Source organism: Halobacterium noricense, from assembly GCF_021233435.1.
GTDB lineage: Archaea > Halobacteriota > Halobacteria > Halobacteriales > Halobacteriaceae > Halobacterium > Halobacterium noricense.
In genome coordinates, this window is sequence record NZ_CP089468.1 from 1,459,683 (window position 1) to 1,484,160 (window position 24,478).

15 protein-coding genes and 8 pseudogenes are annotated in these 24,478 nt (G+C 60.7%); 9 read left to right on the forward strand and 14 right to left on the reverse strand.

The genetic code is table 11. The features are described from left to right. Window positions 1-61: 61 nt before the first annotated feature. The 3 pseudogenes from LT974_RS07850 to LT974_RS07855 all read right to left on the reverse strand — a co-directional run bounded on the left by LT974_RS07850 (window position 62) and on the right by LT974_RS07855 (window position 2,253). Window positions 62-1,260, reverse strand: a pseudogene (locus LT974_RS07850) (site-specific integrase). Further along, window positions 1,247-1,712, reverse strand: a pseudogene (locus LT974_RS17910) (hypothetical protein). Before LT974_RS17910 ends, LT974_RS07850 begins: the two co-directional pseudogenes overlap by 14 nt. Window positions 1,713-1,715: 3 nt before the next feature. Next, window positions 1,716-2,253: pseudogene (locus tag LT974_RS07855) on the reverse strand (DUF7342 family protein). A 58-nt stretch (window positions 2,254-2,311) separates the two neighbouring features. On the opposite strand from LT974_RS07855, the pseudogene LT974_RS07860 reads away from it, so the two are divergent. From LT974_RS07860 to LT974_RS07870, 4 genes and pseudogenes are all read left to right on the forward strand, one after another. Further along, a pseudogene (locus LT974_RS07860) lies at window positions 2,312-2,991 on the forward strand (IS6 family transposase). A gap of 32 nt (window positions 2,992-3,023) precedes the next feature. Beyond that, the gene (locus LT974_RS17915) at window positions 3,024-3,407 is read left to right on the forward strand and encodes a PPC domain-containing DNA-binding protein (protein WP_408611711.1); all 384 of its coding nucleotides are present in this window, start codon (window positions 3,024-3,026) and stop codon (window positions 3,405-3,407) included. Window positions 3,408-3,790: 383 nt separating this feature from the next. Continuing rightward, a pseudogene (locus LT974_RS07865) lies at window positions 3,791-4,426 on the forward strand (IS6 family transposase). Continuing rightward, window positions 4,383-5,054: pseudogene (locus tag LT974_RS07870) on the forward strand (IS6 family transposase). The pseudogenes LT974_RS07865 and LT974_RS07870 overlap by 44 nt, the downstream one beginning before the upstream one ends. A gap of 167 nt (window positions 5,055-5,221) precedes the next feature. On the opposite strand, the gene LT974_RS07875 reads toward LT974_RS07870, so the two are convergent. Continuing rightward, window positions 5,222-6,214: a WD40/YVTN/BNR-like repeat-containing protein gene (locus LT974_RS07875; RefSeq protein WP_232587101.1), complete on the reverse strand. Its 993-nt coding sequence runs from the start codon at window positions 6,212-6,214 to the stop codon at window positions 5,222-5,224. A gap of 238 nt (window positions 6,215-6,452) precedes the next feature. On the opposite strand from LT974_RS07875, the gene LT974_RS07880 reads away from it, so the two are divergent. Further along, window positions 6,453-6,695: a MarR family transcriptional regulator gene (locus LT974_RS07880; protein ID WP_232587102.1), complete on the forward strand. Its 243-nt coding sequence runs from the start codon at window positions 6,453-6,455 to the stop codon at window positions 6,693-6,695. 51 nt (window positions 6,696-6,746) lie between these two features. On the opposite strand, the gene gdhB is transcribed toward LT974_RS07880, so the two are convergent. The 5 genes and pseudogenes from gdhB to LT974_RS07900 all read right to left on the reverse strand — a co-directional run bounded on the left by gdhB (window position 6,747) and on the right by LT974_RS07900 (window position 13,576). Beyond that, window positions 6,747-8,042 (reverse strand): glutamate dehydrogenase GdhB, encoded by a 1,296-nt coding sequence (gene gdhB, locus LT974_RS07885; protein ID WP_232587103.1) that lies wholly within the window; start codon window positions 8,040-8,042, stop codon window positions 6,747-6,749. Further along, window positions 8,042-8,185: a rubrerythrin-like domain-containing protein gene (locus LT974_RS07890; protein WP_232587104.1), complete on the reverse strand. Its 144-nt coding sequence runs from the start codon at window positions 8,183-8,185 to the stop codon at window positions 8,042-8,044. Before LT974_RS07890 ends, gdhB begins: the two co-directional genes overlap by 1 nt. Before the next feature lie 144 nt (window positions 8,186-8,329). Continuing rightward, the gene (locus LT974_RS07895; protein ID WP_232587105.1) at window positions 8,330-11,206 is read right to left on the reverse strand and encodes a GAF domain-containing protein; all 2,877 of its coding nucleotides are present in this window, start codon (window positions 11,204-11,206) and stop codon (window positions 8,330-8,332) included. 669 nt (window positions 11,207-11,875) lie between these two features. After that, a pseudogene (locus LT974_RS17920) lies at window positions 11,876-12,022 on the reverse strand (WD40/YVTN/BNR-like repeat-containing protein); the annotation flags it as partial. Window positions 12,023-12,031: 9 nt separating this feature from the next. Continuing rightward, window positions 12,032-13,576, reverse strand: coding sequence for an FAD-dependent oxidoreductase (locus tag LT974_RS07900; protein WP_232587106.1), 1,545 nt, complete (start codon window positions 13,574-13,576; stop codon window positions 12,032-12,034). A 144-nt stretch (window positions 13,577-13,720) separates the two neighbouring features. On the opposite strand from LT974_RS07900, the gene LT974_RS07905 reads away from it, so the two are divergent. Further along, window positions 13,721-14,191, forward strand: coding sequence for an FKBP-type peptidyl-prolyl cis-trans isomerase (locus LT974_RS07905; protein WP_232587107.1), 471 nt, complete (start codon window positions 13,721-13,723; stop codon window positions 14,189-14,191). Between the two features lie 112 nt (window positions 14,192-14,303). On the opposite strand, the gene LT974_RS07910 is transcribed toward LT974_RS07905, so the two are convergent. Continuing rightward, a complete protein-coding gene (locus LT974_RS07910; RefSeq protein ID WP_408611675.1) occupies window positions 14,304-16,097 on the reverse strand; it encodes an ABC transporter substrate-binding protein in 1,794 nt (597 codons plus the stop codon). Between the two features lie 176 nt (window positions 16,098-16,273). Continuing rightward, window positions 16,274-17,053 carry a DUF7260 family protein gene (locus LT974_RS07915; RefSeq protein WP_232587109.1) on the reverse strand — a complete coding sequence of 260 codons (780 nt, stop codon included), beginning with the start codon at window positions 17,051-17,053 and terminating at the stop codon, window positions 16,274-16,276. A gap of 155 nt (window positions 17,054-17,208) precedes the next feature. Here LT974_RS07915 and LT974_RS07920 point away from each other — a divergent pair, with 155 nt between their 5' ends. After that, on the forward strand, window positions 17,209-18,723 hold the full coding sequence (locus LT974_RS07920) for a phosphoenolpyruvate carboxykinase (ATP) (RefSeq protein WP_232587110.1): 1,515 nt from the start codon (window positions 17,209-17,211) through the stop codon (window positions 18,721-18,723). A 417-nt stretch (window positions 18,724-19,140) separates the two neighbouring features. Continuing rightward, the gene (locus LT974_RS07925; protein WP_232587111.1) at window positions 19,141-19,770 is read left to right on the forward strand and encodes a polysaccharide deacetylase family protein; all 630 of its coding nucleotides are present in this window, start codon (window positions 19,141-19,143) and stop codon (window positions 19,768-19,770) included. A gap of 18 nt (window positions 19,771-19,788) precedes the next feature. Here LT974_RS07925 and LT974_RS07930 read toward each other — a convergent pair whose 3' ends face one another. Then, complete coding sequence (locus LT974_RS07930) at window positions 19,789-21,231, reverse strand: MATE family efflux transporter (RefSeq protein WP_232587112.1); 1,443 nt, start codon at window positions 21,229-21,231, stop codon at window positions 19,789-19,791. 95 nt (window positions 21,232-21,326) lie between these two features. Here LT974_RS07930 and LT974_RS07935 point away from each other — a divergent pair. Further along, window positions 21,327-21,968: pseudogene (locus LT974_RS07935) on the forward strand (endo-1,4-beta-xylanase). Here the strand turns inward: LT974_RS07935 and LT974_RS07940 are convergent. Both LT974_RS07940 and LT974_RS07945 read right to left on the reverse strand, forming a co-directional pair. After that, the gene (locus LT974_RS07940) at window positions 21,969-22,898 is read right to left on the reverse strand and encodes an NAD-dependent epimerase/dehydratase family protein (RefSeq protein ID WP_232587113.1); all 930 of its coding nucleotides are present in this window, start codon (window positions 22,896-22,898) and stop codon (window positions 21,969-21,971) included. Window positions 22,899-22,952: 54 nt separating this feature from the next. Beyond that, on the reverse strand, window positions 22,953-24,434 hold the full coding sequence (locus LT974_RS07945; protein WP_232587114.1) for a family 4 glycosyl hydrolase: 1,482 nt from the start codon (window positions 24,432-24,434) through the stop codon (window positions 22,953-22,955). Between the last annotated feature and the right edge of the window lie 44 nt (window positions 24,435-24,478).

Sequence of the window (24,478 nt, forward strand, 5' to 3'; positions counted from 1 at the left end):
ACACCAATATCGATGTAATCCGCTCAAGCTCGTAATAGCAGACAGCGATTTCGGTTGTTCGTCACCTGTCGCGACTATTCAGAAGGTTCCAGTTCGACGTACTGTCAACCTCCTCTAAGGCCTCGGTAGCGACATCACCTAGTCCCCCGGCCTCGATATGTGAATAACGTACGCGAACAATCTCTTCAGAGTTATCCAAGTATCGGGCTGCAACCTGTCCCGAATGCTCGAACAGGGACTTCCCCCATTCCGCGTCGACCACCGTGGGTGCGAGATAATCGTGTTTAGGATGGTTGATGTCGATCTCAGCGTCGTCTGAAGTGCTGGAGAATCGACCGTGCCCCATCCGTCGTGATTGACGGCGGTCGAAAGTCTTCGTCGAGCGCCAGCAAGAGGCACGAGCGTACTCGTCACTCGTCGATTACATCCGGGCGTTCCCCCGCGGTCAGCCAGTTCATTCTGCACGAGCGTTGCAAGCGTCTACTGGTTGAACGTCGGGAATACTGGCTACTGCTCTGTTGGGTGGTCTATCAACTTGCGGTAGCTCCGAAGCGGAGAGATCGCCGGATCGGGGAGACTCGCCGCATCCCACTGCTGCTTCTTTCGATCGACATGCAATACTGTCTTCCTCAAGGGAGGGTTCCTCCCAGCGTACGCCACGCCGGCGTGGGCCGTTTGGGTCACGGAGCAGTTCCCCAACACGGACAGCAGTGTACGAGAGAACGAACACGAGTGCGCGATCACGAGCGGCCTTCAGCGCCTCGTAGCGAGATCGTTGCCTATCGAGTGGGTCGACATCCTCTGTGAGTGTCGTGTACGCCCCGATGGCGTTCCGGGCTTGCGGCCGTCGTCCTCAGGAAGGGGGTCCATCGCGCTGGCGCGCTGGGTGAAGTGCGCTCAAGGTAGCCCTCGTTGACGAATCAGCCATATCACACAAATATATAGCGATGATTGGTTCATACAGTATTCTGTTTAAGTCCACGATCGCCGACAAGGCAGGGCGTACTCTCGGAACACACGTTCATCGGGGTCCTCGAATGTTGGGGCACGGTCGACGTTGTCGGGGACGATTCCGGTCCAATCGTCGTCACTGCGGTCGCCGGCGGGCCACTCGGCGAATCGGTCGAGCTCGCCGCCGGCGTTGCGTCGATAGTTCCCGCCATCCCCACCACGGCTTTTGCCCTTGTCTTGCAGGTAGCGCTCGAAGGAGGCCCCCAGTGACTGATCGGCGCGCTCTCTCAGTGATTTATCGGGAGTCATAATTCCTCGTCCAGGGACTGATAATTCGACGAACGTCCTCGAGGAGTTCTTCGACGATTCCCCAGAGGATCAACGATGGAGTCTCGTGTTCAAATGTGACGCCCCGACGGCCCTCCGTATTGCAGCGGAGTACTGGAAGTGTGCCCGACCGGGATTAGGGTGGTCTTCGTCCTGATGCCAGCCTGCGTGAAATCCAGTATTTGGGTCGGTGTAGTTGATACGGAACCAATCGTGTGGGTCTTGGCGATATCATTTGACGGTTAATTCCGGTGACTCCGGTCCTGTCGGTGGGGTAAGACGGTTCGGATCGAATACTGCTCGGAGCTCTTGGCCTCGATATCATCAAGGATGGACTCAATTGCCGTAATTTGCGGCACACGGTCGAAGACATCGCGCTTTAGCTGTGCGTAGAAATTCGCGTTCAGGTCACCACCTGGATGTGGAACCGACATCCGTCAGCTACTGGCCTCAGCGGAATCTGTTGGGGCAAGGAAGTCCATTCGCGGATGGCGAAGCCGACGATTTTGATGCGGCGCTGGAGATGCTCCCACTCGCGGGCGATCTCACGGCGCCGGTCTTCCTCCTCGGCGTCGAGAGACTCGTCAGCGAGCGTGCCGCGAAGCTGGTTCGGTGACTCAACGTCGAATTCGTCCTCCCAGTCCCGAATTTGGGTCTTCATATCCGCGAGACGGTCCGTGAGTTCCTCGACAGAATGCCCGCTGTCCCGCAGGCGCATCGCCTCTTGCATCGCCTGACGGCGGTAATCAGGGTAGTACGTCGTGTGCGGGCCGCTTTCGTCACGGTGGAGGATGCCATCGACGACGAGCCGTTCGAGAACACGCTTGGTCGGCTCGTGTGACCAGTCTGCTTCGGAAGCGATCCAGTTGGCCGTCTGAGGCTCCGAAAGCTGCCGAGCAGCCATCCGCATTCGGTCTTCCCCCGTGTGGTCTGGCGCTGCATTAAGCCCTCGGAGTTCGATTCGTCTTCAGTCATACGGCACTGTCTAGTTAAGCCAGTTTGAGAAGTGAGCAGGTCGTTGAGTGAGTTTGGGATGAAGCTCGCAGACCTGCTCAGTAAGTGCTTTGGGGCGGATTTAGAAGAAACTTGGGAGCGTGAGCGGACAGCAACGCCCGTCAGGGCGTTTGCTGTCCGCCTTCACGCGACTGGTTGTTCGCTCAGAGAGACAACAACGATTCTCGCGGAATTAGGTGTTGAACGCTCTCATCAAGCCGTTTGGCAGTGGGTACATCGGCTGGCTGACAGCGTTCCCGACCCGCCGGCGGCTTCGCCGTTGCGGGTCGCGGTTGACGAAACTGCTGTCAAAATTAACGGTGAGTGGTCTTGGTTGTACGCTGCAATAGACCTTAACACGAAACTCATTCTTGACGTTGCGTTGTTCGGACGCCATGGCACGGATCCGGCGGCTGCGTTCCTGTCTGGACTGGCGGAGAAACACGATCTTTCAGACACCACGTTTCTCGTCGATCAGTTCGGCTACCGGACTGCCCTTGCTCGGTTAGGGCTGAACGGTCGGGTTGACTACACCGACCGAAACCTCATCGAAAAATGGTTTCACACGCTGAAAATGCGACTCCACCGTTTCCATAATTCGTGGGTGGGCAGTCGGCGGAGCGTTCGCCAGTGGCTTGCGTTATTTGCACATTACTACAACCGCTCAGGCCGCACCAATCGCTCGATGATCGAACACCAGCCGACGAGGTCCTAAACTAGACAGTGCCGAGTACACTCACGAGTCTAACCAAATTGTCGTACGCCTTGACCCAGGTGATGAAGTCCTTGAATCCCTACGTTCGCTCCGAGACGAATTCCAGATCGAGAATGGATTCTTTATAGGGATCCGCGCTGTGGATCGCGCGACACTGGGCCACTATAATGTCGATTCACAGTCGTACTCAGAGGAGACATTCACGGATCAGTTCGAAGTGACAGCCTTTAATGGGAATATCGGTCCAGACAAAATCCACGCGCATATTGAACTAGGTACAGAGTCGTTCGATACACTTGTTGGTCACTGTTCCGGCGCCCGCGTCTCCGGGACGTTCGAAATTGTGATTTTAATTGGCGGGACTCCACTCAACCACCAACGTGATAAGCAAACCGGACTTGATGTCTTTGAATTTCGGTAACTACACGACCCCTCGTTAAGAGCTATCCTGGCATAACTCTGCAGAAATTTATTGCTTCCTGATCAGGGTGTCAGCGCGGCCTGGTGTTTCAGCAAGCCAGCTCTCTTCACCATGAATTGTACTTAACCCCTTCAACAAGATTAGGATGGTCTGTTCAAGCATCTCTACGTTCTCATTCCATGATGCACGCGCGAATCTGTATAATGCCATCCGATGGGGTCAATCTCATCGAGGACGAGAAGCTATTCCGTCGCGCCGAGCCCATCCAGTTCGTCGAACAGCATCGTGTAAATCATCATGCCGGATGATATCCGTTCGGTGTAATGGAGTGGCGGTGTTCAGATAAGGATTGAAAGGTGAGGCGGAGCGTTTTCTGAGTGTCTATGCCCGAAAACACCCGCCTCAACGGGAATATCAACCAGATCGACTTAGAGTTTGTTGAACGAGAAGTGACACCGCAGCTGCTGATGAAGCTCAGTATTCAGCTCCATCTTGCTGGACTCTCGCTTTCGAATACTGTCTCAATTCTTGAGCTATTCGGTGTCAATCGAGCTCGATCCACCGTTCATAATTGGGTCCATAAAGCCGACCTACAGCCCGAGTCTGGACGGAATCCGGATCACGTCGCGGTTGACGAAACCGTGATCCGACTCAATAACGAGTAATACTGGCTGTACGCCGATGTTGATCCCGACACAAACGAATTACTCCATACGAAGCTTGAACCGACGCGTACGAACGTGATTGCGCGCCCGTTTTTCGCCAAACTCCGCGAGAAACACGACGTCGATGATGCCGTGTTTCTCGTTGATTGTGCACCCACGCTGAAAGACGCCTGTCAACGATACGGCCTCCGATTCCAGTATGAAAAACATGGGAATCGGAATGTTGTCGAACGTGTCTTTCGAGAGATAAAACGACGAACTTCATCGTTCTCAAACTGTTTCAGCAACGCCGACGCAGCCACCGCCGACGATTGGCTCAGATCATTCAGCTTCGCATGGAATCAGCTTATCTGAACACTACCGTAAGCGGACAGAAACGCCCGTCAGGGCGTTTGCTGTCCGCCTTCACACGACCGGTTGTTCGCTCAGAGAGACAACAATAATTCTCGCGGAATTGGTCGTGGAACGCTCTCGTCAAGCAGTTTGGTAGTGAACATATTGTCTGTATGACATCGTTCCCGACCCGCCTGAAGCGCAGCTGAAGCGGGTCGCGGTTGACGAAACCGCTGTCAAAATTAACGATGAGTGGTCTTGGTTGTACGCTGCAATAGACCTCGACACAAAGCTCATTCTTGACGTTGCGTTGTTCGGACGCCATGGCACCGATCCGGTGGCTGCGTTCCTGTCTGGACTGGCGGAGAAACACGATCTCTCAGACACCACGTTTCTCGTCGATCAGTTCGGCTACCGGACTGCCCTTGCACGATTATGATTGAACGATCGGGTTGAATATATCGACTGAAACCTCATCGAAAAATGGTTTTACACACTGAAAATGCGGCTCGACCGTTTCCATAACTCATGAGTGGGAAGTCGGCTGATTGTTCGCTAGTATCTTGCATTATTTACGCATTACTACAACCGCCTCAGACCGCATCAATCGCTTGGTGATCGAACGCCAGCTGACGAGGTCCTAAACTAGATACTCTCTAAACCATCCATCCACATTCCCGATCCGCAAAGCAGTCAACTACTCAGACAAAAGACCATTTCAGTGTATTTTAATTTATGGTATTTGGCCGTGTGATGGTGTCTATCCGTTACGCGCTCTATACACTGAACCCCTACGGAGTCCAGCCACGCTTCAGCCTAGCGTTCAAGGATCGTTCCGCTCGCGCCGACTGCGATGTGCGGGTGTCCAAGTGCGACTGCGTGGAGGTTTTGGCCGGTGGGCGAGGTTTGCGTCCACCAGTCGAACCAGCGTGAAAGCGTCCGGAGCGGCGGTGTGTCGTAGCCCGTCCGGTGTAAGATTGTTCCACTCGCGCCGACTGCATGGACACAGCCACACTCCTCGACTTCGACGTCGTGTAGCGCTGCATTCGCCGCTGATTCCTGCTCCCATTCACCGTTCGAACCAATAACGACCGTTCCACTGGACCCTGCGAGCACGACAGTCTCGGAACTCCGCATCCCGACGTCAGTGAGTGTCTCGTCGAAGGAAGGGGTGTCCAGTTCAGTCCACGTCTCGCCGTCGGTTGTCTTGAATATTGAGCCGTTTTGGTCGACGAGGAAGCCGGTCGAATCAGACACGGCCACGGCAGAGATTTCTGCCCCGCTCCCAGGGGTCGTGTGCGTCCACGTGCCGGGTTCCCCGTTCTCTTCGGAGACGTGGACGTTCCCGGACGCGTCCACGAGGTAGACGGTCGCGTCCCCTGCCGGCCCAGTAACGGCGATGTCGGTGAACGTGTTCGTCACGTCGTCGGGAGCGCTCCGTGAGGTTACCGACTCCGCCGACGGGTCGTATTCGCCGACGGTTCCGCTCGCACCGGCGACCCATAGGCGGTCTCCGTTCGACGTCGTCGCGGTACTCGAGAGATTATTTCCGTTTCCTGCTGGCCCAGATTCGGTGACGAACGACCAGCCGTCCTCAGTTCGTTCGAGAATGACTCCGCCAGAACCGACCGCGAACGCCCCTGCCTCGGCATGGACGGCGTCGTGTAACGTTCGCTGTGTCGGTGGATCAACGGCTTCCCAATCGTCCGTATCGGGCGCATGTGGCTGTGTGCTTCCCCGACTGAGTGCTGTCGGAGCGACGGCCACACTCGTCAGGCGGAGGAACGTGCGGCGGGTGCGCTCAGGCATCTCACTGCTGATGGTTATCGACGTAGAGGAAAGTATTCTGTGGCCGCCTCTTCGTGCGGCGGTAGTCATTTCCACGAAGGTCGAGCCGATTTGTGAGGGTATGGTCGGTTTCGGTTAGTCTGCGTGGTTCTCTTTGGCTTTGTGTCGGTCTATGGTTGCCAAATCAAAACTGTGTTAATAATCATCGGATATTTTTACAAACGTAGGAATTATTTTGCTGCATTCTATTAATAGTGGTATGAGCACAACTGGCATGGGCGAAGAGACGATTGACGCACTCGAAGACCTCCCACCGAGCGCAAAACTTGTCGCGAAAGTCCTCGAATACAACGACACCCTCACCCAGAGCGAACTCGCCGAGAAAACGCTGCTCCCCGACCGTACCGTCCGGTACGCACTCACTCGCCTCGAAGAACAGGACATCGTCGAATCCCGCTTCTCGTTCTCCGACGCCCGGAAACAAGTGTACACACTCGCCTAGCCACAAAACCACGACAAGCCCCGCTACAATTGCCGACCGGTAGCTGGTTTCTTAGGGCCAGAGTCCGCGTGTGTCGTGGGCTTCGGCAATACGGGAGAGAGCGACGATGTACGCAGCGTCGCGCCAGGTCACCTCACGAGCCTCGAACTCCTCACGAACGGCTTTCCAGGCAGTGAGCATCTCCGTTTCGAGTTCGTCGTTCACTCGTTCCAGCGACCACGCCCGCCGGTTGATATCCTGTAGCCACTCGAAATAGGAGACAGTGACACCGCCCGCGTTCGCGAGAATATCCGGGATGACAGGAATCCCGCGTTCCGCGAAGATTTCGCTAGCCGTGCTCGTCGTTGGGCCGTTAGCCCCTTCGATAATGAGGTCTGCGTCGATCTCGCCGGCGTTGTCCGCAGTGAGCACGTTCCCGATAGCTGCCGGGACAAGTACATCGACGTCGAGTTCGAGCAACTCGTCGTTGGTGACGGTCTCAGGAGCGTCATGGCCGAGAACTGCTTCCGGCTCCTCGTGATGTGATGGGATCGAGTGGGTGTCGAGGCCGTTCGTGTCGTAGACGCCGCCGTTTACGTCGCTCACCGCGACGATATTTGCGCCCCACTCGTCGAGGAGACGAGCGGCGTTTGACCCGACGCTGCCGTAGCCTTGGATGGCGACATCGGTCACTTTGATGTCCTTGTCGTAGTAGTCGATTGCTTCGCGGACGATGATAGCGACGCTGCGACCGGGCGCGCCATCACGGCCTTTGCTGCCGCCGACGATTGGTGGTTTCCCGGTGACGACGCCAGGGATTGTTTCACCCTCCTGCATGGAGTAGGCGTCCATCAGCCACGCCATCGTCTGCGGGTCCGTTCCCATATCAGGTGCCGGGATGTCGACCGTCGGGCCGATAACGTCCCGGATTTCTTCGGTGAATCGTCGCGTGAGCTGTTCTTTCTCGTCGTCGCTAAGCTCCTTGGGGTTGACGGCGATACCGCCTTTCGCGCCGCCGAACGGGAGGTCCATAACCGCGCACTTCCAGGTCATCCACATCCCAAGGCCGACACACTCGTCTCGCGTGACTTCAGGATGATACCGGAGACCGCCTTTGAACGGGCCACGGACGCTATCATGTTGGGCTCGATACCCCGTGAAGACGTCGACTGTGCCGTCGTCGCGCTCGATCGGAACCGTGACTTCGTGCACGCCTCGTGGGTGTTTGAGCCGCTCGACGATGTTCGGATCGATGTCGAGGTGGTCGGCAGCGTGCTGGAGTTGCCGACGCGCTGTCTCCAACGCCGACTCCGGTTCGGCCTCGTCTTCGGCGGGTTCGTCAGAGGACGGTGTCGATGAAGTAGCCATTATTCGAGTGGTGTTTGTCGATTTCTCATCGCTCCGGCACAGTCTGGGCACTTCCCAGGATTGTTTTCGGACACGATGACGTTCCCGCAGTCGAAGCACTCGTAGGGCGACTCTTCGCCGGAATTCTGGGTTACGTCTCTCATGGTCAAGCGAGCACCAGTCGGAGACCAAGATGCTCTACCAATCCGTAATAGGTGTCTAAGGGAATATTCCCCAGTTGATTACCGAACCCCACATCAATTCCGGCGTTTACTATTCAACCCGCTCACCGGAAACGAGCATTCAAATCAGCGATCACCGTGCGCTGACGCAACCGGAACGTGGTCGTCGACAAGCGCCGCGAAGAGCTTCCCTTGGACCGACCGGATGTGCTGGTAGAACGCCTGCGGCGAAATTCCCAGAGAATCAGCAACGTCCTCGCCGGTGGCTTGCCGTGGCGTCTCGAAGAACCCGCTGTAGTACGCAGTCTCCAAGACCTCCAGTTGTCGGTCAGTAACTTGGTCGAGAACGGACGCGTAGAACCCGTGTTCGGAAGCTTGCTCGCGGGTCTGCTTCGACGTGAGCGCGACCTCACCGTAGCGATCCGTAATGAACTGTGTGATATGTCTGGTATCGACGCTTCCCGGCACGTCGACGACCAGTGACGTCGCTTGCGGCGACACCGTCGCTGTTCGGAGAATTGCACCGTGGTCAGCTAACTCTGTCGCGAGGAACGGTTGCGAGAGCCGAAGTCGAATCACACCACCAGTTTCACCACCACGAATCCGCTCGACGTCGTCGATGACGACAAGTTCCCCGGCTGCATCGACGACGGCTTCGACGGACGCATTCTCAACAGTAACGAAGACGTGATTCCCGTCGGCAGTCTGTTGGACGCCGCCCTCGTAGATGATCGTACATTCGGCAGCAGCTGCAAGCTGTGAGAGTACGAACGCCGGTGCATCGACGGTGTACTCTGCTCGTGTCAGCGACGTCGTGAGTAACGCACGTTTGCGCTCGCTTGCGCTGATGGCTGCAGCAATTGTTTCGCCGAGTTCTCCTAACACGGTACGGACTGTTTCGTCGAACGCATCGGGTGTTTCCGCGTAAACCGTTAAGACGCCGTACGTGAGGTCATTATACACGAGCGGGATGCTCAACACGGACAGGAAGTCACGAGCGAGAGCGTCTTTGCGCCACGACGCGTCCCGGAGGTCGGCAGCGACGTTCGACACCAACGTGACCTCGCCGGTCGCTGCGGCCTGCCCGGCTGGTTCGACGTGTTTGGGCTGGATAGGGAAGGACTGACTGTCGAGATAGCCATGATCGACGCCCGCCCATGCCTGCGGGGTGACCGCGTCAGTTGTTTCGTCGACTGTCCCAACCCACGCGAACTGGAAGCGGTCGCCGGCAGTGAGCCGCTCACAGACTGTATGGTCGATTTCCTCACGGGTTTCCGCCCGGAGGAGCGCCTGGTCGATTTCGCGAATCGTCTCGTTGATTCGGTTGAGAGTAGTGAGCTGGTCGTTCTGTTGTTGGAGCTCACGGTCCTGCTCGCGGAGCCGGGATTCGCGGCTGACGCGGTCCAGCGCTGCCTCCGCGGTCGCGGCGAGCAAGTCCGCAAGTTCCTTCGTCACGTCGTCGAAGACGCCGACTTCCGTCGACCCAACAAAGAATACGCCGTGGTTCCCCAACGGGATGTACGCCGCGCTGCGGAGGCCAGTCGCAGGATTCTTGAGTCGGTCAGCATCGTGGATATCGCCGAAGAACAGGGGTTCGTCCTCGACGAAGCTGTAACTCGTGAGGTCCTGGCCGTTGGCATGTACAGTCGGGAGTGGTCCGTGGGCGTCTCGCATCGCTTGCGAGTGAGCAGCCGGCTGGAGGTGGTTGTCGTCGGCGTCAAAGAGGTAGACTGCGCTTGCATCGAGGCCCAGTACTTCTTGCGTGTCGTCGACGACGTGTTGGGCGATCTCCTGATGGGTTTCGGCGTAGAGGAAGTCTCGTGCGGTCTCCTGAAGTGTGGCGAGGGCTTGTTCACGCTGCTTGCGCTTTGTGATGTCCCGGCAACTGTACAGGAGTTCCCCATCCTGAATGGAGACCTCTCGAACGTTGACTAGCAGCGTGTGCTCGCGGCCAGCTTTGTCGGTTGCGGTACATTCGATGTTCTTCAGGACGCCGTTCTCAGCGAGTTCCTCACGGTCGAAGAGGTCATCTCCGAGCAGTTCCTCGATCGTTCCGAGGTCCTGGATTTCGCCGGCGGTGTAGCCGAAGATGAAATGAACGTTCGGGCAGACGTACGTGTAGTCGCCGTCCTCGTCAGTGATGAGGACGGTGTCGGTCATGTTGTTGAGGGTGACGCGATGGAGTTCCTCGGACCGACGGAGTTCACGTTCGAGGTCGACGCGATCGGAGATGTCCACCCCGTCGACGACGATGGAGACGAGGCTGCCGTGCTCGTCAGTAACCGGTTGGACGGATAGCTCGATGACATGGTCACTTGTGACACCATCGCGGGTGACAACCGCATGGCCGAACTCGCCGCTTCGAGCTGCATCCACGAGACGATGCATATCTGCGCTGGCATCCGATTCGGTCGCCCACCACGGCAGTGTCCAGAATACGTCGCCGATTACTTCGTCGACGTCGATATTGGCCATCTCTCGCGCGGTCTCGTTCACTCGAACGAGTGTCCCATCGGGATTGAGGACCCAGGTTGCGGCCCGAGTATCGTGGAAGATGGCATCGAATTGACGGGCGCGCTCGCGTTGCATCGTCGTTCGTTGGGCCGTCCGAATCGACTGTTCGATGCGTCCGATTACGTCATCAAGGAATTCCTCAACTGGCTCTCGGACAGCGATATAATCGGTGATACCTGCCTTGATTGCCTCGCTTGCGATCGTTTCGCTACCGTTGGCCGACCCCAGCATGATGGGGACGGTCGCGTTTCTCTTTCGGATTGTTTCGACTAGATCGATGCCTGTCGCATCCTGCAGGTCGTACTCAGTGATGATACAATCGACATTCGTCCCGACGACAGCATCGTGTGCGGCTGCCAGCGTTCGCACGACGCTGACAGATGCGTTCGTTTGTTCTCGTAGCGATTCCGCCACTACAGTTGTCCAGTCCGTGTCACCGACGACAACGATTCTCGACGTATCGAGCACGGGTTTCGTTGATGAGTTCATGGAACGGGAGACCATTCAGAGTGGAAACGGCCAGTCCAGCGATGGCCTGATAACTGAACGTACAGCCGGAACGATGAAAGCCCCATCGTTTAATTATGAACCCCAACTCTACTATTTGGTTTCAAGGTAAACCCCAGAACCCTCTCCCGATTGATCGTGGGCAATCCACATAAATGTATACTGATACTTTTCTGTAATCATCAAATATGCTTAACATGAGATGTCATAATTCAGTAACATTCCGGGTACTTTGCTCAAAATTATATTATCGGAGAAAACTCCTTTCTTCGGAGATACCGACCCAGGTTAGTGACAGCCCCACAGTCTAGCTGACCGGGATTCAGGACAGTATCGGCAAGAAGCCTAATGTGGTGTTTCTCGTATATTTCCTACGTGGTTGTTAGCTAATTTCGGTATTATCGCCTTGAGTGTGCATATACGGGTTTTCCCGAGGTAAATTGAGACCGTGTGCTACGAGTTCGCGTCGCTGACGAGATATAGGTTAGCTCTCTGCGTCCAGTTGAGGGCTATTCTTTGGGAATGTCTAATACCAAATAGGACAATATTTTTACTATCATACGAGATTGATAATGTGGCTGTGTAAGGCGGGGACCAGCCCACATCAACGGCTTCGGTATCCAGTCACGCGTCGCAAACACGAGCTCGTTTCTATAGAGCCGCCATGAAGCCGATATTGGCGGGGACGCGCCCCATCCCGTGATATTTTCCCTCACTGTCTCGGCGTATGACACATCCCTCGACGTCGTCGCGCTGGTCCGGGACGTCGAATAGTCCGGAGCCGCAGACGACGTCGCCGCGGCCAGTCTAGAAGTCCATGATGCCGCGGTACAGTTCCTCGACCGTCAGGTGGTCGTTCGCGGCTTGCCGTTTCGTCTGCCGGTAGAACCGGTCGCGCTCGTCGACGACGTCGTCGCTCACTTCGAAGTCGTTCGTCTCGTAGAACTCCGAGGTCGCGCCCATGTTACGCATGACCGTGTAGAAGTCGGGGAGCGCGAAGACCTTGAGCTCCGCGAGGTGGGAGGCGTCCTCGACGTCGACGTTCCAGTTGTAGCCGTACCGGTCGAACTCCTCGGTAATCTGGTCGATACGTGGGCTGACGTCCAGCGACTGCATCGCCTCCCAGAACTCCGTGTCGCCCGAGGCGTACTCGTAGTGGATGCCGATGAAGTCGTGGATGGACTCCCAGGTACGGCGGACCGACGCGTTGAATGCGTCCCGAATCGCGTCGTCGACGACTCGGCCGTGCGAGGACAACAGATTCGAGAACTGCACCGCGAGCGAGGCGTTGGCGGTGAGCGCGGTCGACTGCAACGGCTCGACGAACCCCTCGGCGTTCCCGATGGTCAGACAGTTAGCTACCCACGCCCGGTCGTAGTACCCGGACTCGAAGTCGTACCTGTCGACGTCCGCCTCCGCGACGTCTGCCCCACTCCTAGCGCCCGTGGGGGACACTTCGGTGATGAACTCACGGAACTCGGTCATGGCGGTCTCCTCGTCGACGTACTCGGAGGCGAATACGTACCCGAGGTCGCGGTCGTCGTAGGTGTCGATTTGCCAGAACCACCCGTGGTCGCCCGTCTCGATGACGGTTGCGGGGACGACGTCCGACAGCGGCCGGTCGATGCGGACGTTGAGCGCCGCGTCGAGTGGGAACTCGAACTCGCGGAATTCGACGTCCTGCTCGCGCCGGAGGACACGGTTGAACCCCGTCGCGTCGACGTAGAGGTCCGCGTCGTACCGGTGTTGGGTGCTGCGGACACCGTCGATTCGCTGGCCGGTCGTCTCGACGGCGGTGATTTCGTCGTCGACGAGCGAGATGTCGCGGGAGTGGCAGAGTTTCCGGAGGAACGTGTTGAACCGTTTCGTGTCGAGGTGGTAGGCGACCTTGTCGTATCTGTCGAGGTCGCCGTCGGGCCCGTAGTACCACGGCGACTTGCCCTGCGCGACGATTTGCTCGTCCCGCGTCAGGTGGTCGGGGCTGTCGTAGAGCTCGTCGTAGTGGTGGTAGTAGTGTTCGACGGCGTTGGGCGTGTCCGCGTTGGGGTACTTGTCCGGCGGGTCGAAGGGGTACTGGAAGGACGGCCGGTCACACCAGTCGCGGAAGAACACCGACGCCTTCCAGATCGGCTTCACCTCCGAGATGAACTGGTGTTCGTCGATGTCGAGCGAGCCGTGGAGGATGTTCTGAATCTCCCGGTACGTGCTCTTGCCGACCTGCGGGATCTCCTGCCGGAAGTCGTCGACGACCGAGACGTCCACGTCCGGGTTCATCTGGCGGATGCTGAGCGCGGTCAGCAGTCCGACGTCGCCGCCGCCCACGATAGCTACGCTGTCTACGTTCCCGTCCATCGTTGTCAACAACCGCGTCGTTGGGGACAATAGCTTCGACGGTTGTATTCACGTTCTAATTGTTGTCAATAATAATCCGGGGTGTGTACTGAGACATTCGCCGTCGATAACAGGGATTATTGGAATGGAACGACTCGTTCCACTATGCCAATCGCCACCGGAGACGCCGTGACGTTCGAGTACACTGGCCGCCTCGAAGACGGCACCGTCTTCGACACCTCACGGGAAGTCGTCGCCGAGGAAGCCGGACTCACCGATGCGGAACTGGACCGCGAGTACACACCGCTGACAATCGACGTCGGAACCCACCAGGTCATCGAAGGGATGGAGAATGGGCTGATTGGATTGGAAGAGGGAGAGGCTGCGACTATCGAAATCCCGCCCGAAGAAGCGTACGGCAAGTGGGACGAGGCGGACGTTCAGGAGTTCGACACCGCCGAACTCGAAGAAATGATCGGCGGGCAGACGCCCGAGGAGGGTGGCTATCTCGAAGCGGAGAACGGCCGGCAGGGAGAAATCGTCCACGTCGACGACGAAACCACGCGCGTGGACTTCAATCACGAACTCGCCGGGAAACCACTCGCCTTCGACGTAGAGATTCTCGACGTCAACTGAACGGCGAGCCCCGTGGTTGCGGACCGTACGGCGATTGCGAGACGTGTACGACGAACTGCAGAGACGGGTGTGGTCGGAGGGGAGCGTCGCTACTGCAACGACCGGTGCCTGTTCAGCCGTTGTACTGGAGGTCGCCCTCGTGGACCCACCAGAACTGCGGCCACTTCACTTTCCGGTTCGGGTTGTCCTCGCTGGCGACCGTCCACTCGTCGTCGGTCGTCCACGACTGCTCGTACTTCGAGACCAGTCCCAGGAACGGTAGCTCGATGTGGTTGTGCCACGCCGCCCGCTGGACGTACTCACGGGCAGATTCGTCGTCGGGCTGTTGGGCGATCTGCTCGACCTCGTCCAGCGGTGTCAGGGACATTTCGCCGCCGTCGGGCCCCGGAATCGTCTGCTCGGATTGAGCAGCCTCGCGGTAGTTGTGACCGCCGCCGATCTCCGACTCCCAGAGCTGGTAGTACAGTGGGAAGTACGGGAACGACGACCGCGACCCGCCCGGCAGCCAGTACAGCGACCCCATCGCGAAGTTGCTGTCCGAGTACTGACTGAACCAGTCGTTGGTCGGCAGCGTACTGATGGAGAAGTCGAAGCCGAAGTCGTTGAGCTGACTGACCACCGTCTGGGTCATCGTCGTCCAGTCACTCCATCCCGCGGGGGAGAAGTAGTCGCCGCCGATGGTGTTGCCGCTGTCGTCTTTCCACGTCCCGCCCTGCTTGGAGTAGCCGGCGTCTTCGAGGAGCTGAGTGGCCTCTTCGGTGTTCTGGGACTCGGGGCCGTACGTTTCGAAGGAGTCCTGCATGTCGTCCAGCCAGTACTCCTGGTCTTTCGGCGCGATACCGCACGGCGTCTCCGTCACGAATTTCGTGCGCGGGCCGGCGTTTTTGACCAGCGACTGGCGGTTGATGACGTGGGCGACGGCCTGGCGAACGTTCCGTTTGCCGAAGTGCTCGTCGTTGTGGTTGAAGACGATGCCGTACCCCCACTTCGCCGGAATGTTGACCTCGACGACGTTGTCCGCGAACTGTTCGGCAATCTCCTGTGGGGCGAACGCGCTCATCGCGCCGTCGATGTGGTCGCCGGCCATGAGCGCCTGGTGTTGCGCCGTCGCACCGCCGGTGTTCTCGATGAGGTGCGTCTGGAAGTTGACGTTGTCGGCGTTGTAGAAGTCCTCGTTGCGCTCGAACTCGAAGGCCTGCCGGTCCTTGTTGACGAACGAGAACATGCCGCTCGCGACGGGTTCCTCCCACGCCCACTGCAGGAACTCCGAGGCGTCCTTGTCGAGGAACTGCTCGTGGGTTTCGGCCTTCGTGTCCACGAGGTAGTTCGTCAGTTCGAATTTGATGATCCGCGGGTTCGTGGCATCCGTGAGGTGTAGTACGGCCGTCTTGTCGTCGACGATTTCGTAGTCGTCGAGGTAGCCCCAGATCGAACTCCCCGTCTTCTTCCCTAACTGGAGCTGGACGTCGAAGTCTTCGGTGGTCCACTCGTCGCCGTTGTCCCACATCAGGTCGTCGCGGAACGTCAGTGTGACCTCCGTACCGTCGACGTTCAGGTCGGAGAGTGCACCCAGGAGGAATTCGTTGGTGGTGAACGAGTATTTCAGGAACGGTGCGAACACCGAGCGGCCCGCCGGCCACCGGTAGTTCTGAATCCCGGACGTGTTGAAGTGCAGGTCGGCTGGGTTACCGTTGTACGCGTCGTTGTACGTGGCATCGTAGACCTGCGGGCCGTCCGAATCGGACGAGTCTGTGCTTCCCGACCCCGGTTCCTCGGTTGGGTCGGATTCGGCACCGCCACCGCTACACCCGGCGAGTGCCGCGAGCCCGGACGCTCCGGCCACGGATAGTATCTTTCGTCGGCTGACCGCGTGGTTATATCTGTCGCTTCCGTCGTCTGCTGACATAGCGTAGCATGGGTTACCGTAATACTTCATAAATATTTGGAATGATATCTCCGGAGCTGCGTCAGTTCGTCGAAGCCACACGTCAGAGAACACCGGGCCGCTTCCGCTGGTCACCGTGTCCCACCGAGTACTCCGACCCGGGGTTTGCTCCCACTCACCGACACCCCGAACGTAGGTCAGCCGCGGGCGGAGTTCGTGGTTCCCGGGCCGGTCGAGCGTTCGAGACTAACGGCTTCCCGCGTCCGCGCGACCGCCGTCAACACCGGGTACGTCCACGGTTCGTCATCGTAGAGGTACGTACACAGGGAGTGCTCGTCGAAGCGGGGAACAGAGTCCCGTCGCTGAATCGTCTGCTGGCGGCACTGCGCGACGGCGTCGAGCTGTTCCGTGAACGACTCACAGTGCCAGTCCGGAATTATCGTCGTGTCCAGCGCGGCGAAGACGTCCTCGAGGTCCGTCCGCGCCGACTCAAGTGACCGCGCTTCCCTCTGGAGCGTTGCAAGGAAGTGCTCGCGTCTGCGCACGGCTTCCGCCGCTGCCCCCACGAGCGCGTGCTTGTACGCCGCAGTGAACGACACCGACGACTCGGGCCGAACGCCCTCAGCGACTTCCGGGCCGAACTCGCCGGCGAGGTGCTCCGCGAGCGACTCGTCGTACGCGTCGTCGTAGTGTGGCATGCTCAGGACGGTCTCGCGGTAGGCAGTACGAACGCAGTCGACCCTGTCGGTCGTCGACGCGCGATTCGCGATTCGCGTCGCCCGGTCCGGTGGGGTCGACGGTGCCGGGTCGATGCCCTCCAGGCGCTCGCGGAACGCCTCGAATGCGTCCTGTTCGGCGTTCACTTCGGCACGCTCCCGTTCGAGGCGGCGCTCGGCCGTCGACAGCGGCGCGAGCACGTGCTGCTGGAGGGAGTGCACGAAGTACTGCGGGTTCCGTTCGCTGCCCGTGTTGCTCATGTATGTGTTTTACAGTAACATAGCACAAAAATCTACTGTCGGCACACGTCAGGGGTGCGAGGTGCGAGCCCGTACCGGAATCTGAGTTAATGTTTTTCGTCGATATCCTCATCTTCAACAGCCTTATTAGACTCTCACGCCGACTACGATGCAAAATGGTAGGTCTCAAAAGCGTCCCGAAGCCGACAGAGTATCCGGACCCCGAAACAGCCGAGCACGTCACGTACAACCCGTCACTGGACGCGCTCCGCGAGTTCTCCTCGGCGCTGGAGACGACGACCGAATTCGGTGCCCCAGCGTACGTCAGCGAGCACCGCTCGCGCAGCGCCGACCGAACCGAGAATGCCGTTGACGCCGACTTCGACGGTGAGGACTTCACCGTCTTCGAGGAGGGCCTGGACTGGGTGACCGACCCCAGCAACGACGTGATTTGTGTCGACCGCGTCGTCGGCCGCCACCCCGACTCCTCGTACGTCTGCCGGCTCTACCTCCCCAAGGCGTACGGCCGTATCGCACTCTCCTGGGCAAAACTCCTCGAACCAGCCGAGGGCACAGAGCCCGACTTCGTTACCGTTCAACTTCCCGATGCCACCGACGAGCCGAAGATTCGCGTCCACCCTGAAACAGGCGTCACGACCGTGCTGGGTAGCGACTACACGGGCGAGGCGAAGAAGTCGTTCCTCCGCTTGTTCATGCTGCGCGCGAAAGAGCAGGGCGGGCTCGGCCTCCACGCCGGCAGCAAACGCGTCACCCTCCACGACGACCAGGGCCACCGCGACGTCGGCCAACTCTTCCTCGGCCTCTCTGGAACCGGAAAATCGACGCTGACCAGCCACGGCCTCTGGCTTGACGATCCTGAAGGGGTCGAGATGATTCAGGACGACGTCTGCGCACTTCTGCCTTCGGGGACTGTCGCCGGCAGTGAGGGCGGTGGGCTCTACATCAAAACCATCGGCCTCGACGGCGACGAGCAGCCCGAACTCTACGATGCAGCAACCGACGAGAGCGCTGTCTTGGAGAACGTGGCTGTCGACGACGACGGTACGGTCCACTTCGACGAACCGCGCCACGGCCGCAACGCACGCGCCGTCGTCCAGCGCGACCATCTCGAAAGCTCCGCGGACGACATCGACCTCGAGAGCGTCGACCAAGTATTCTTCATCACGCGGAATCCGCTGATGCCGCCGGTCGCCCGCCTCAGCAACGAGCAGGCCGCCGTCGCGTTCATGCTCGGCGAATCCATCGAAACCAGCGCCGGCGACCCCACCAAAGCAGGGGAATCCATCCGCGTCGTCGGCACCAACCCATTCATCGTCGGCTCCGAAGGCAAGGAGGGCAACCGCTTCCGCGACCTCATCGCGGACCTCGACGTCGAGTGCTACGTCATCAACACCGGCGCCGTCGGCACTGACGACCCTGCCGACGTCGGCGTCGAGGAAACCGTTTCAATCCTCGAGGGCGTCGCTCGCGGCAACATCGACTGGACGTACGACGAGGCGCTCGACCTCACTGTCCCCGGTAGCGTGCCGGGCATGGACATCAAGCAGTTCAGCGTTCCCGATCGCGTCGAGGACTTCGACGCTGCGCAGGCCAACCTACGCGAGGAACGGCTGACCTACCTCGACCAGTTCGACGACCTCGACGACGACATCCGCGACGCAACCTACTGACGGCGCTGTCGGCTCCGGTTCGATTCCTGCCGATGTCGGCTGGCAATACTGCTGGCGTATCTGTGTTCTGTCGGCTATCTTCTCGCTTCCTACTCGGCTCGGTGTTCTTGGTGGTCAGTCCGCGCCGTGTCGGGGAGCGTGACCGCAGTCTCGGCAGACGAATGAGCCGTGTTCTCGTGTCACGCCACTGTTGCACTGAGGGCACTTCCAACGCATGTGTGCCGGTTGTTCGACATCCACCTTATACGTTATCGTTGATTGTCGATAACTCCGAGTTATTCCGCCCGACCCAGTTCGTAGATAGGTGCGGCGTCGAGGGAAACGCACGACACCGACCTGATACAGGGGACCGCCACGCTTACCCTCGACGCCACCGTCACACGGAGTAACTGGCACTAGCTGCCCGCAACCACACCCATGAACGCATACCTCACCATCGACGATGCGCCCTCGGAGACGCTGGGCGCGAAACTCGACGCACTGGACGCACACGACGTCCCCGCAGTGCTCTTCTGTGAGGGGCGGCGACTCGACGACTACCCGGCGCTCGCCGAGCGCGCCGTCGAAGCCGGCTACCACCTCGGCAACCACACGTACTCGCACCCGTACGCGTCCGACAGCTCCGTCGAGGCGTTCGAGCAGGAGCTCGCGCGCACCGAGCGACGCATCGACGCCGTCTACGACCGCACGAGCGTCACGCGCCCCGCGCGCCTGTTCCGCTTCCCCTACGGAGACGACGGCGGCGACCACGCCGAACTCTTCCAGCAAATCCTCGACGACTACGGATTCACGGGTCCAAACGGGGCCGCGACCGGAGAACGTCCGCGCTTCGACTGGTCGTGGACCCTCGACGCCGAAGACTGGGAAACCGACGACGTCGCGGAGCTGCGAGCGCGCTTCGAGACCGCTCTCAGCGAAGCCGGCGACGGGGACGAAATCGTCCTGTTCCACGACGCCGGGAACTCGCCCGAACTGTTCGAGGCGTTCGTCGGCTGGCTCGACGACAGCGACCTCGACCTCGCGGACCCGCTCGACCTGATTCGGTGAGCAGGCCGCTCGGAGCCGTCAGTCGTCGGTCGCGGCCTCCGGGCGATACCCCCGGCTGATGGCCTTCCACTTCCCGGAGCGGAATCGATAGTAGTTGATGGCGGCGCCCGGCACGCTCTCCGCGAGGAACGAGAGGTGAATCCCGATGATGCCCAGCGGCGTCGTCGCACCGAGGTAGACCAGCGGGATGGCGAGCCCGAACATCCCGATTGCGCGGCTGTAGAACGGCCAGTTCGTGTCGCCGGTGGCGTCGAGCGCGCCCGCCACCGCGCTCGTGACACCCTGCGGGACGACCGCGATGCAGGCCGCGTAGACGAGCGTGACGGCGACCGGGACGGCCTGCGACGTTGGGTCGTCGACGAACAGCCGCACGATTGGCTCCGCGAAGAGCGCGACGACGACGGCCGCGAACACGTAGACGGCGACAGTGAACGTGGTGATTTCGCGGCCGTACAGTTCTGCGGTGGACTCGTCGTCAGCGCCTAACGACTGGCCGACGAGGCTGGACGCGGCGAGGCCGAACCCCCAGCCGGGCGTGTTCATCAATCCCCAGATGCGCCGGCTAATGACGTACGCCGCGACGACGTGCGATCCGAACATGCCGACGAACGCGAGAATCGGGAACCGCGCGACCGTCCACACCGAACTCCGCCCGACGACCGGGACGCCGATGGAGACGAGGTCGCGGCACAGCTCCCACTGGACGTACCGGTCGAACCACTGCACCTGAATCGGGAATTCACCGACCAGCGGGAGGCGGCCGAACGCCAGCCCGATTGCGAACGCGGTCGTGACGAGCACGCCCGCGACGACGGTGCCGAGCGCCGCACCGACGACGCCCATGTCGAGCACGAAGATGAACACCGCGTTGAGCGCGACGTTCGTGACAGCGCCGCTGGAGCGGACGACCATCGGGGTCCACGCGTCGTCGGCACCGACGAGCGCGCGACTCCCAATCTGGTTGAGGATGGCGAACGGGACGCCGACGGCGAGCACGCGGAGGTAATCGGCACCGTACGCGACCGCAACAGGGTCGTCGCTCAGCAGCGTGACCAGCTGGCTCGGGAACACCCAGAAGAGCACGGCTATCGGGAGCGCCATCGCGGTGACGACCGCCGCGCTCGACCGGACGACCTGCCCGAGTTCGTCGTACGCTTGTGCGCCGTAGCGCTGGGAGACGAGCGCGATGGTTCCCGCCGCCATCCCGCCGCCGATGGCGAACGTCATCCCCCAGTACGGCCCCGCGAACCCCATCCCGGCGATGGCTGTCGGCCCGAGCGTCACGCCGACCATCGCGACATCCGCGACGCCCTTCGACATGCGGGCGAGCCCGGTGACGATGCGCGGCCACGCGAGGTCCGTCGTCTCTCGCGCCCGCTCGCCGGAGATGAGGCCGAGGCGAGCGAGTGCCGCGCCGATGCCAAACAGGAGCAGCCGAATCGGGTTCCGAAGGCGAACCACCGTACGCCGCGGCAACTCACACCGACCCAATAAGTGTTGTTCCCGCGAGCGGTCGCGGCTGGTGCTTTCAAGACTCGGCCTGGTGAAGGGCAACTATGCGAACGCTCCGAGACGCTGCCACAGACGCAGACGTACACGTCGGCGCTGCCGTCGACGTCGATTCGCTCCGCACTGACACCGACTACCGGGAGACGCTCGCTCGCGAATTCGACGCCGTTACGGCCGAGAACGCGATGAAGTGGGGGCCACTGGCCGACGGTGAACGCGGCTACGACTTCACGGACGCCGCTGACGTCTCCGACGCCGACCTCTTCTACAACGACTACGGTGCCGACGGTTTCTCCGCGAAATCCGACGAGGTGTACGACCTCGTCGCGCGCGGCGTTCCCATCGACGGCGTCGGCCTCCAGCTCCACGTCTTCGACGACCTCGTGCCGCCCGCGGACGTGGCCGCGAACGTCGAACGGCTCACGGACCTCGGGCTGGACGTCCACATCACCGAACTCGACGTCGGCATCGGCGACGCTGCCGACGACTGCGAGGAACAGGCCGAATACTACCACGACGTCGTCGCCGCTGCCGTGGACGCTGGTGTCGACACAGTCGTCACGTGAGGCGTAGACGACGGCCAGTCGTGGCTCTCACCGAATGGCTTCGGCGAAGCGCCGCTGCTGTTCGACGAGGAGTTCGAGCGAAAGCCCGCCTACGACGCGGTCGTCGACGCGATCGAGGCGTAGCTAGGCGAAGTCCGGGCCGTCGGCGTCTTCGTCGGCGGCGTCCCGCCACGTGTGTTCGGGCGTCCAGCCGAGGTCGCGTTCGGCTTTCGCGGTGGTGAACGCAGCCTCGTTGCCCTCGGTGTCGCAGGGCGGCGCGTCCTCGAAGAGCGCGTCGAACAGGGCGGCAGTGTCGACGTCGAGATAGTTCTCGTCGGCGTGACAGAGGTACGCCTCGTGCCCGGAGACGTCGGCGTCCAGCGCGGCCGTGACCATCGACGCGAAGTCCCGGACGTCGATGTACGACCAGAAGTTTCCGATGCCGCCGTCCGGCGGGTCCTCGGTCGACCGCGCGGCCAGCCCGTCGACGTCGAAGGCCTCGCGGTTCTGTTCGGTGAGGTACCCACCGGGGTACTGCACCCACGACGGGCGGATGGAGACGACGGAGACGTCGTGTCGCCGCGCAGTCGCCTTCGCAACGGCTTCGCCCGAGACTTTCGAGACGCCGTATGGGTCCTCGGGACGGAACGGGTGGGCCTCGTCGATGGGAACGTACTCGGGTTTCAGCACGCTGTCGGCGAACGGGAAGCCGTACGCCGACTCCGAACTCGCCCACACGATGTCCGCCCCGACGCGCCCGCCGGCGTCGAGGACGTTGTACGCGCTCTCGACGTTGTTCGTGAACACTCGTGACCCGGCGTGGTTGGTCGGGTCCGGAATCGCCGCAAGGTGGACAACTGCGTCCGGGTCAGCATCCGAAATCAGTTCGTTTGTCTCGCCTTGGTCAGTCAGGTCCACCTCGAAGAACGACGCGCCCTCGGGGCCGCCCTCCGCGGGAAGGCGTTGGTCGAGTCCGACGACGTCGTGGCCGTCGGCGACGAGCCTGTCGACTACCCACTGTCCGACGCCGCCGAGCGCGCCGGTGACGACGACACTCGATGATGCTGAACACATGGCTGTTGCGAGAGTGCGCGTCCTAATGAAACACGGGGAGACGCGCTGCTCGGTTCAGTACGAGTCTGCCGCCGCGAGCACGTCCGCGTCGTCGAGGGCCCAGTCGTCGAGATACGCTTCTTGAGAGTCGACGAGTTCGGCGAACATCTCGCGGGCGTCCTCGGTCTGGAGTGTGCGCACCTGCGGATCCAGGAGGAACGCCTGGAACGCGTGGTCGACGTCGCCGTCGCGGGCCGCCGCGACGACGGTTTCGATGGTGTCGACGTGCGTGGAGAGCAGCGAGCGCACGGGCCGCGGGAACCCGCCCGCACTCAGCGGCCGGATTTCGCTGGCGGAGACGAGCGCGTTCGTCTCCACGACCGCGCCCGACTCCAGCCCCTCGACCTGCCCGCGGTTCGGGAGGTTGACGTTCGTGACGAACTCCTCGCCGCCCGCGAGCGCGCCCAACACGTCCAACAGCACCTCACCCGACGATTCGAGGTCGAACGCGCGGTCGCCGGAGAGCCACGCCTCGACGTCGGTGGTCTGTTCGGATTCGGCGGGCGTCCAGTGTTTCGCGCGGAAGTCGCTGCCCGTGCGCTTGACGCCCCAGCGGTTCAGGCCCTCCTTGCCGCCCTGCAGGAACCACGTCGCGTACTCGACGATGTGCCGGTCGCCCGCGAACGGGAGCAGCCCGAAGTTCCGGTAGAGCTCCCAGGAGACCTGCCACGGGTCCGTGAACGGACTCCCGTCTTCGAGGTCCGCCGGCTCGTACGTGCGAGTGCCTTCCTCGCCGTGCGCGAGGTCGTCGAGCAGCGGCCAGAGGTCGACGCCGTCGACGTACGCTTCGTCGATCCACGTGAAGTGGTTGATGCCCTTGACGTTCGCCGAGACGTCCGCGCGGTCGGCGTCCATCCCCAGGTGGTCGTTGGCGAACGCCGCAAGTTTGTCGCGGGCGTGCAGCACTTCGTGGCACATGCCGACCGCGTTGATGCCGGGGTACTCGTCGTAGAGCGCGCGCGTCACGAAGTGGACTGGATTCGTGAAGTTGAACACCCACGCATCCGGGCAGTGTTCGCGGATGGCGGCTGCGAAGCGCCGGTAGAGCGGAATCGTTCGCATCGCGCGGAAGATGCCGCCGGGGCCGATAGTCGCGGAGACAGCGCCGTAGATGCCGTACGACTCGGGGATGTCGAGGTCGTGGACGAACGTCTCCGTCGGGTCGTACTGGGTGGACAGCAACACGACGTCCGCGCCGTCGAGCGCGGCGTCGAGGTCGCCGGTCGCGGTGTAGGTCCACTCGGCGGTGGCGTCCTCGTCGTCCTGCACCCGGTTGCCGAACTCGGCGTTCCGCTCGGCCGCCTCGACGTTCACGTCGTAGAGGCGGACTTCGCCGTCGAACGAGGAGAGCGCGAGGTCCTGTACGAGGTTCGGGACCCACTGTCGGCTGCCGCCGCCGACGTACGCGATAGTCACGTCTTCGCTGTCGAGTGCTTTTCCAGCCGCCGCCTCCGCATTCACGGACGACGAACTGTCGTCTCTGTGAACGTGGCTCATACCACCCGACTCCGACTCTCGGTACAAAACCGTACCGGAGCCAG

Excerpts from the sequence above, each read along its gene's own strand:
- LT974_RS07875 (WP_232587101.1), bottom strand. The coding sequence starts at position 6,214 with ATGCCTGAGCGCACCCGCCGCACGTTCCTCCGCCTGACGAGTGTGGCC.
- LT974_RS07880 (WP_232587102.1), top strand. The coding sequence starts at position 6,453 with ATGAGCACAACTGGCATGGGCGAAGAGACGATTGACGCACTCGAAGAC.
- gdhB (WP_232587103.1), bottom strand. The coding sequence starts at position 8,042 with ATGGCTACTTCATCGACACCGTCCTCTGACGAACCCGCCGAAGACGAG.
- LT974_RS07890 (WP_232587104.1), bottom strand. The coding sequence starts at position 8,185 with ATGAGAGACGTAACCCAGAATTCCGGCGAAGAGTCGCCCTACGAGTGC.
- LT974_RS07895 (WP_232587105.1), bottom strand. The coding sequence starts at position 11,206 with ATGAACTCATCAACGAAACCCGTGCTCGATACGTCGAGAATCGTTGTC.
- LT974_RS07900 (WP_232587106.1), bottom strand. The coding sequence starts at position 13,576 with ATGGACGGGAACGTAGACAGCGTAGCTATCGTGGGCGGCGGCGACGTC.
- LT974_RS07905 (WP_232587107.1), top strand. The coding sequence starts at position 13,721 with ATGCCAATCGCCACCGGAGACGCCGTGACGTTCGAGTACACTGGCCGC.
- LT974_RS07910 (WP_408611675.1), bottom strand. The coding sequence starts at position 16,097 with ATGTCAGCAGACGACGGAAGCGACAGATATAACCACGCGGTCAGCCGA.
- LT974_RS07915 (WP_232587109.1), bottom strand. The coding sequence starts at position 17,053 with ATGAGCAACACGGGCAGCGAACGGAACCCGCAGTACTTCGTGCACTCC.
- LT974_RS07920 (WP_232587110.1), top strand. The coding sequence starts at position 17,209 with ATGGTAGGTCTCAAAAGCGTCCCGAAGCCGACAGAGTATCCGGACCCC.
- LT974_RS07925 (WP_232587111.1), top strand. The coding sequence starts at position 19,141 with ATGAACGCATACCTCACCATCGACGATGCGCCCTCGGAGACGCTGGGC.
- LT974_RS07940 (WP_232587113.1), bottom strand. The coding sequence starts at position 22,898 with ATGTGTTCAGCATCATCGAGTGTCGTCGTCACCGGCGCGCTCGGCGGC.
- LT974_RS07945 (WP_232587114.1), bottom strand. The coding sequence starts at position 24,434 with ATGAGCCACGTTCACAGAGACGACAGTTCGTCGTCCGTGAATGCGGAG.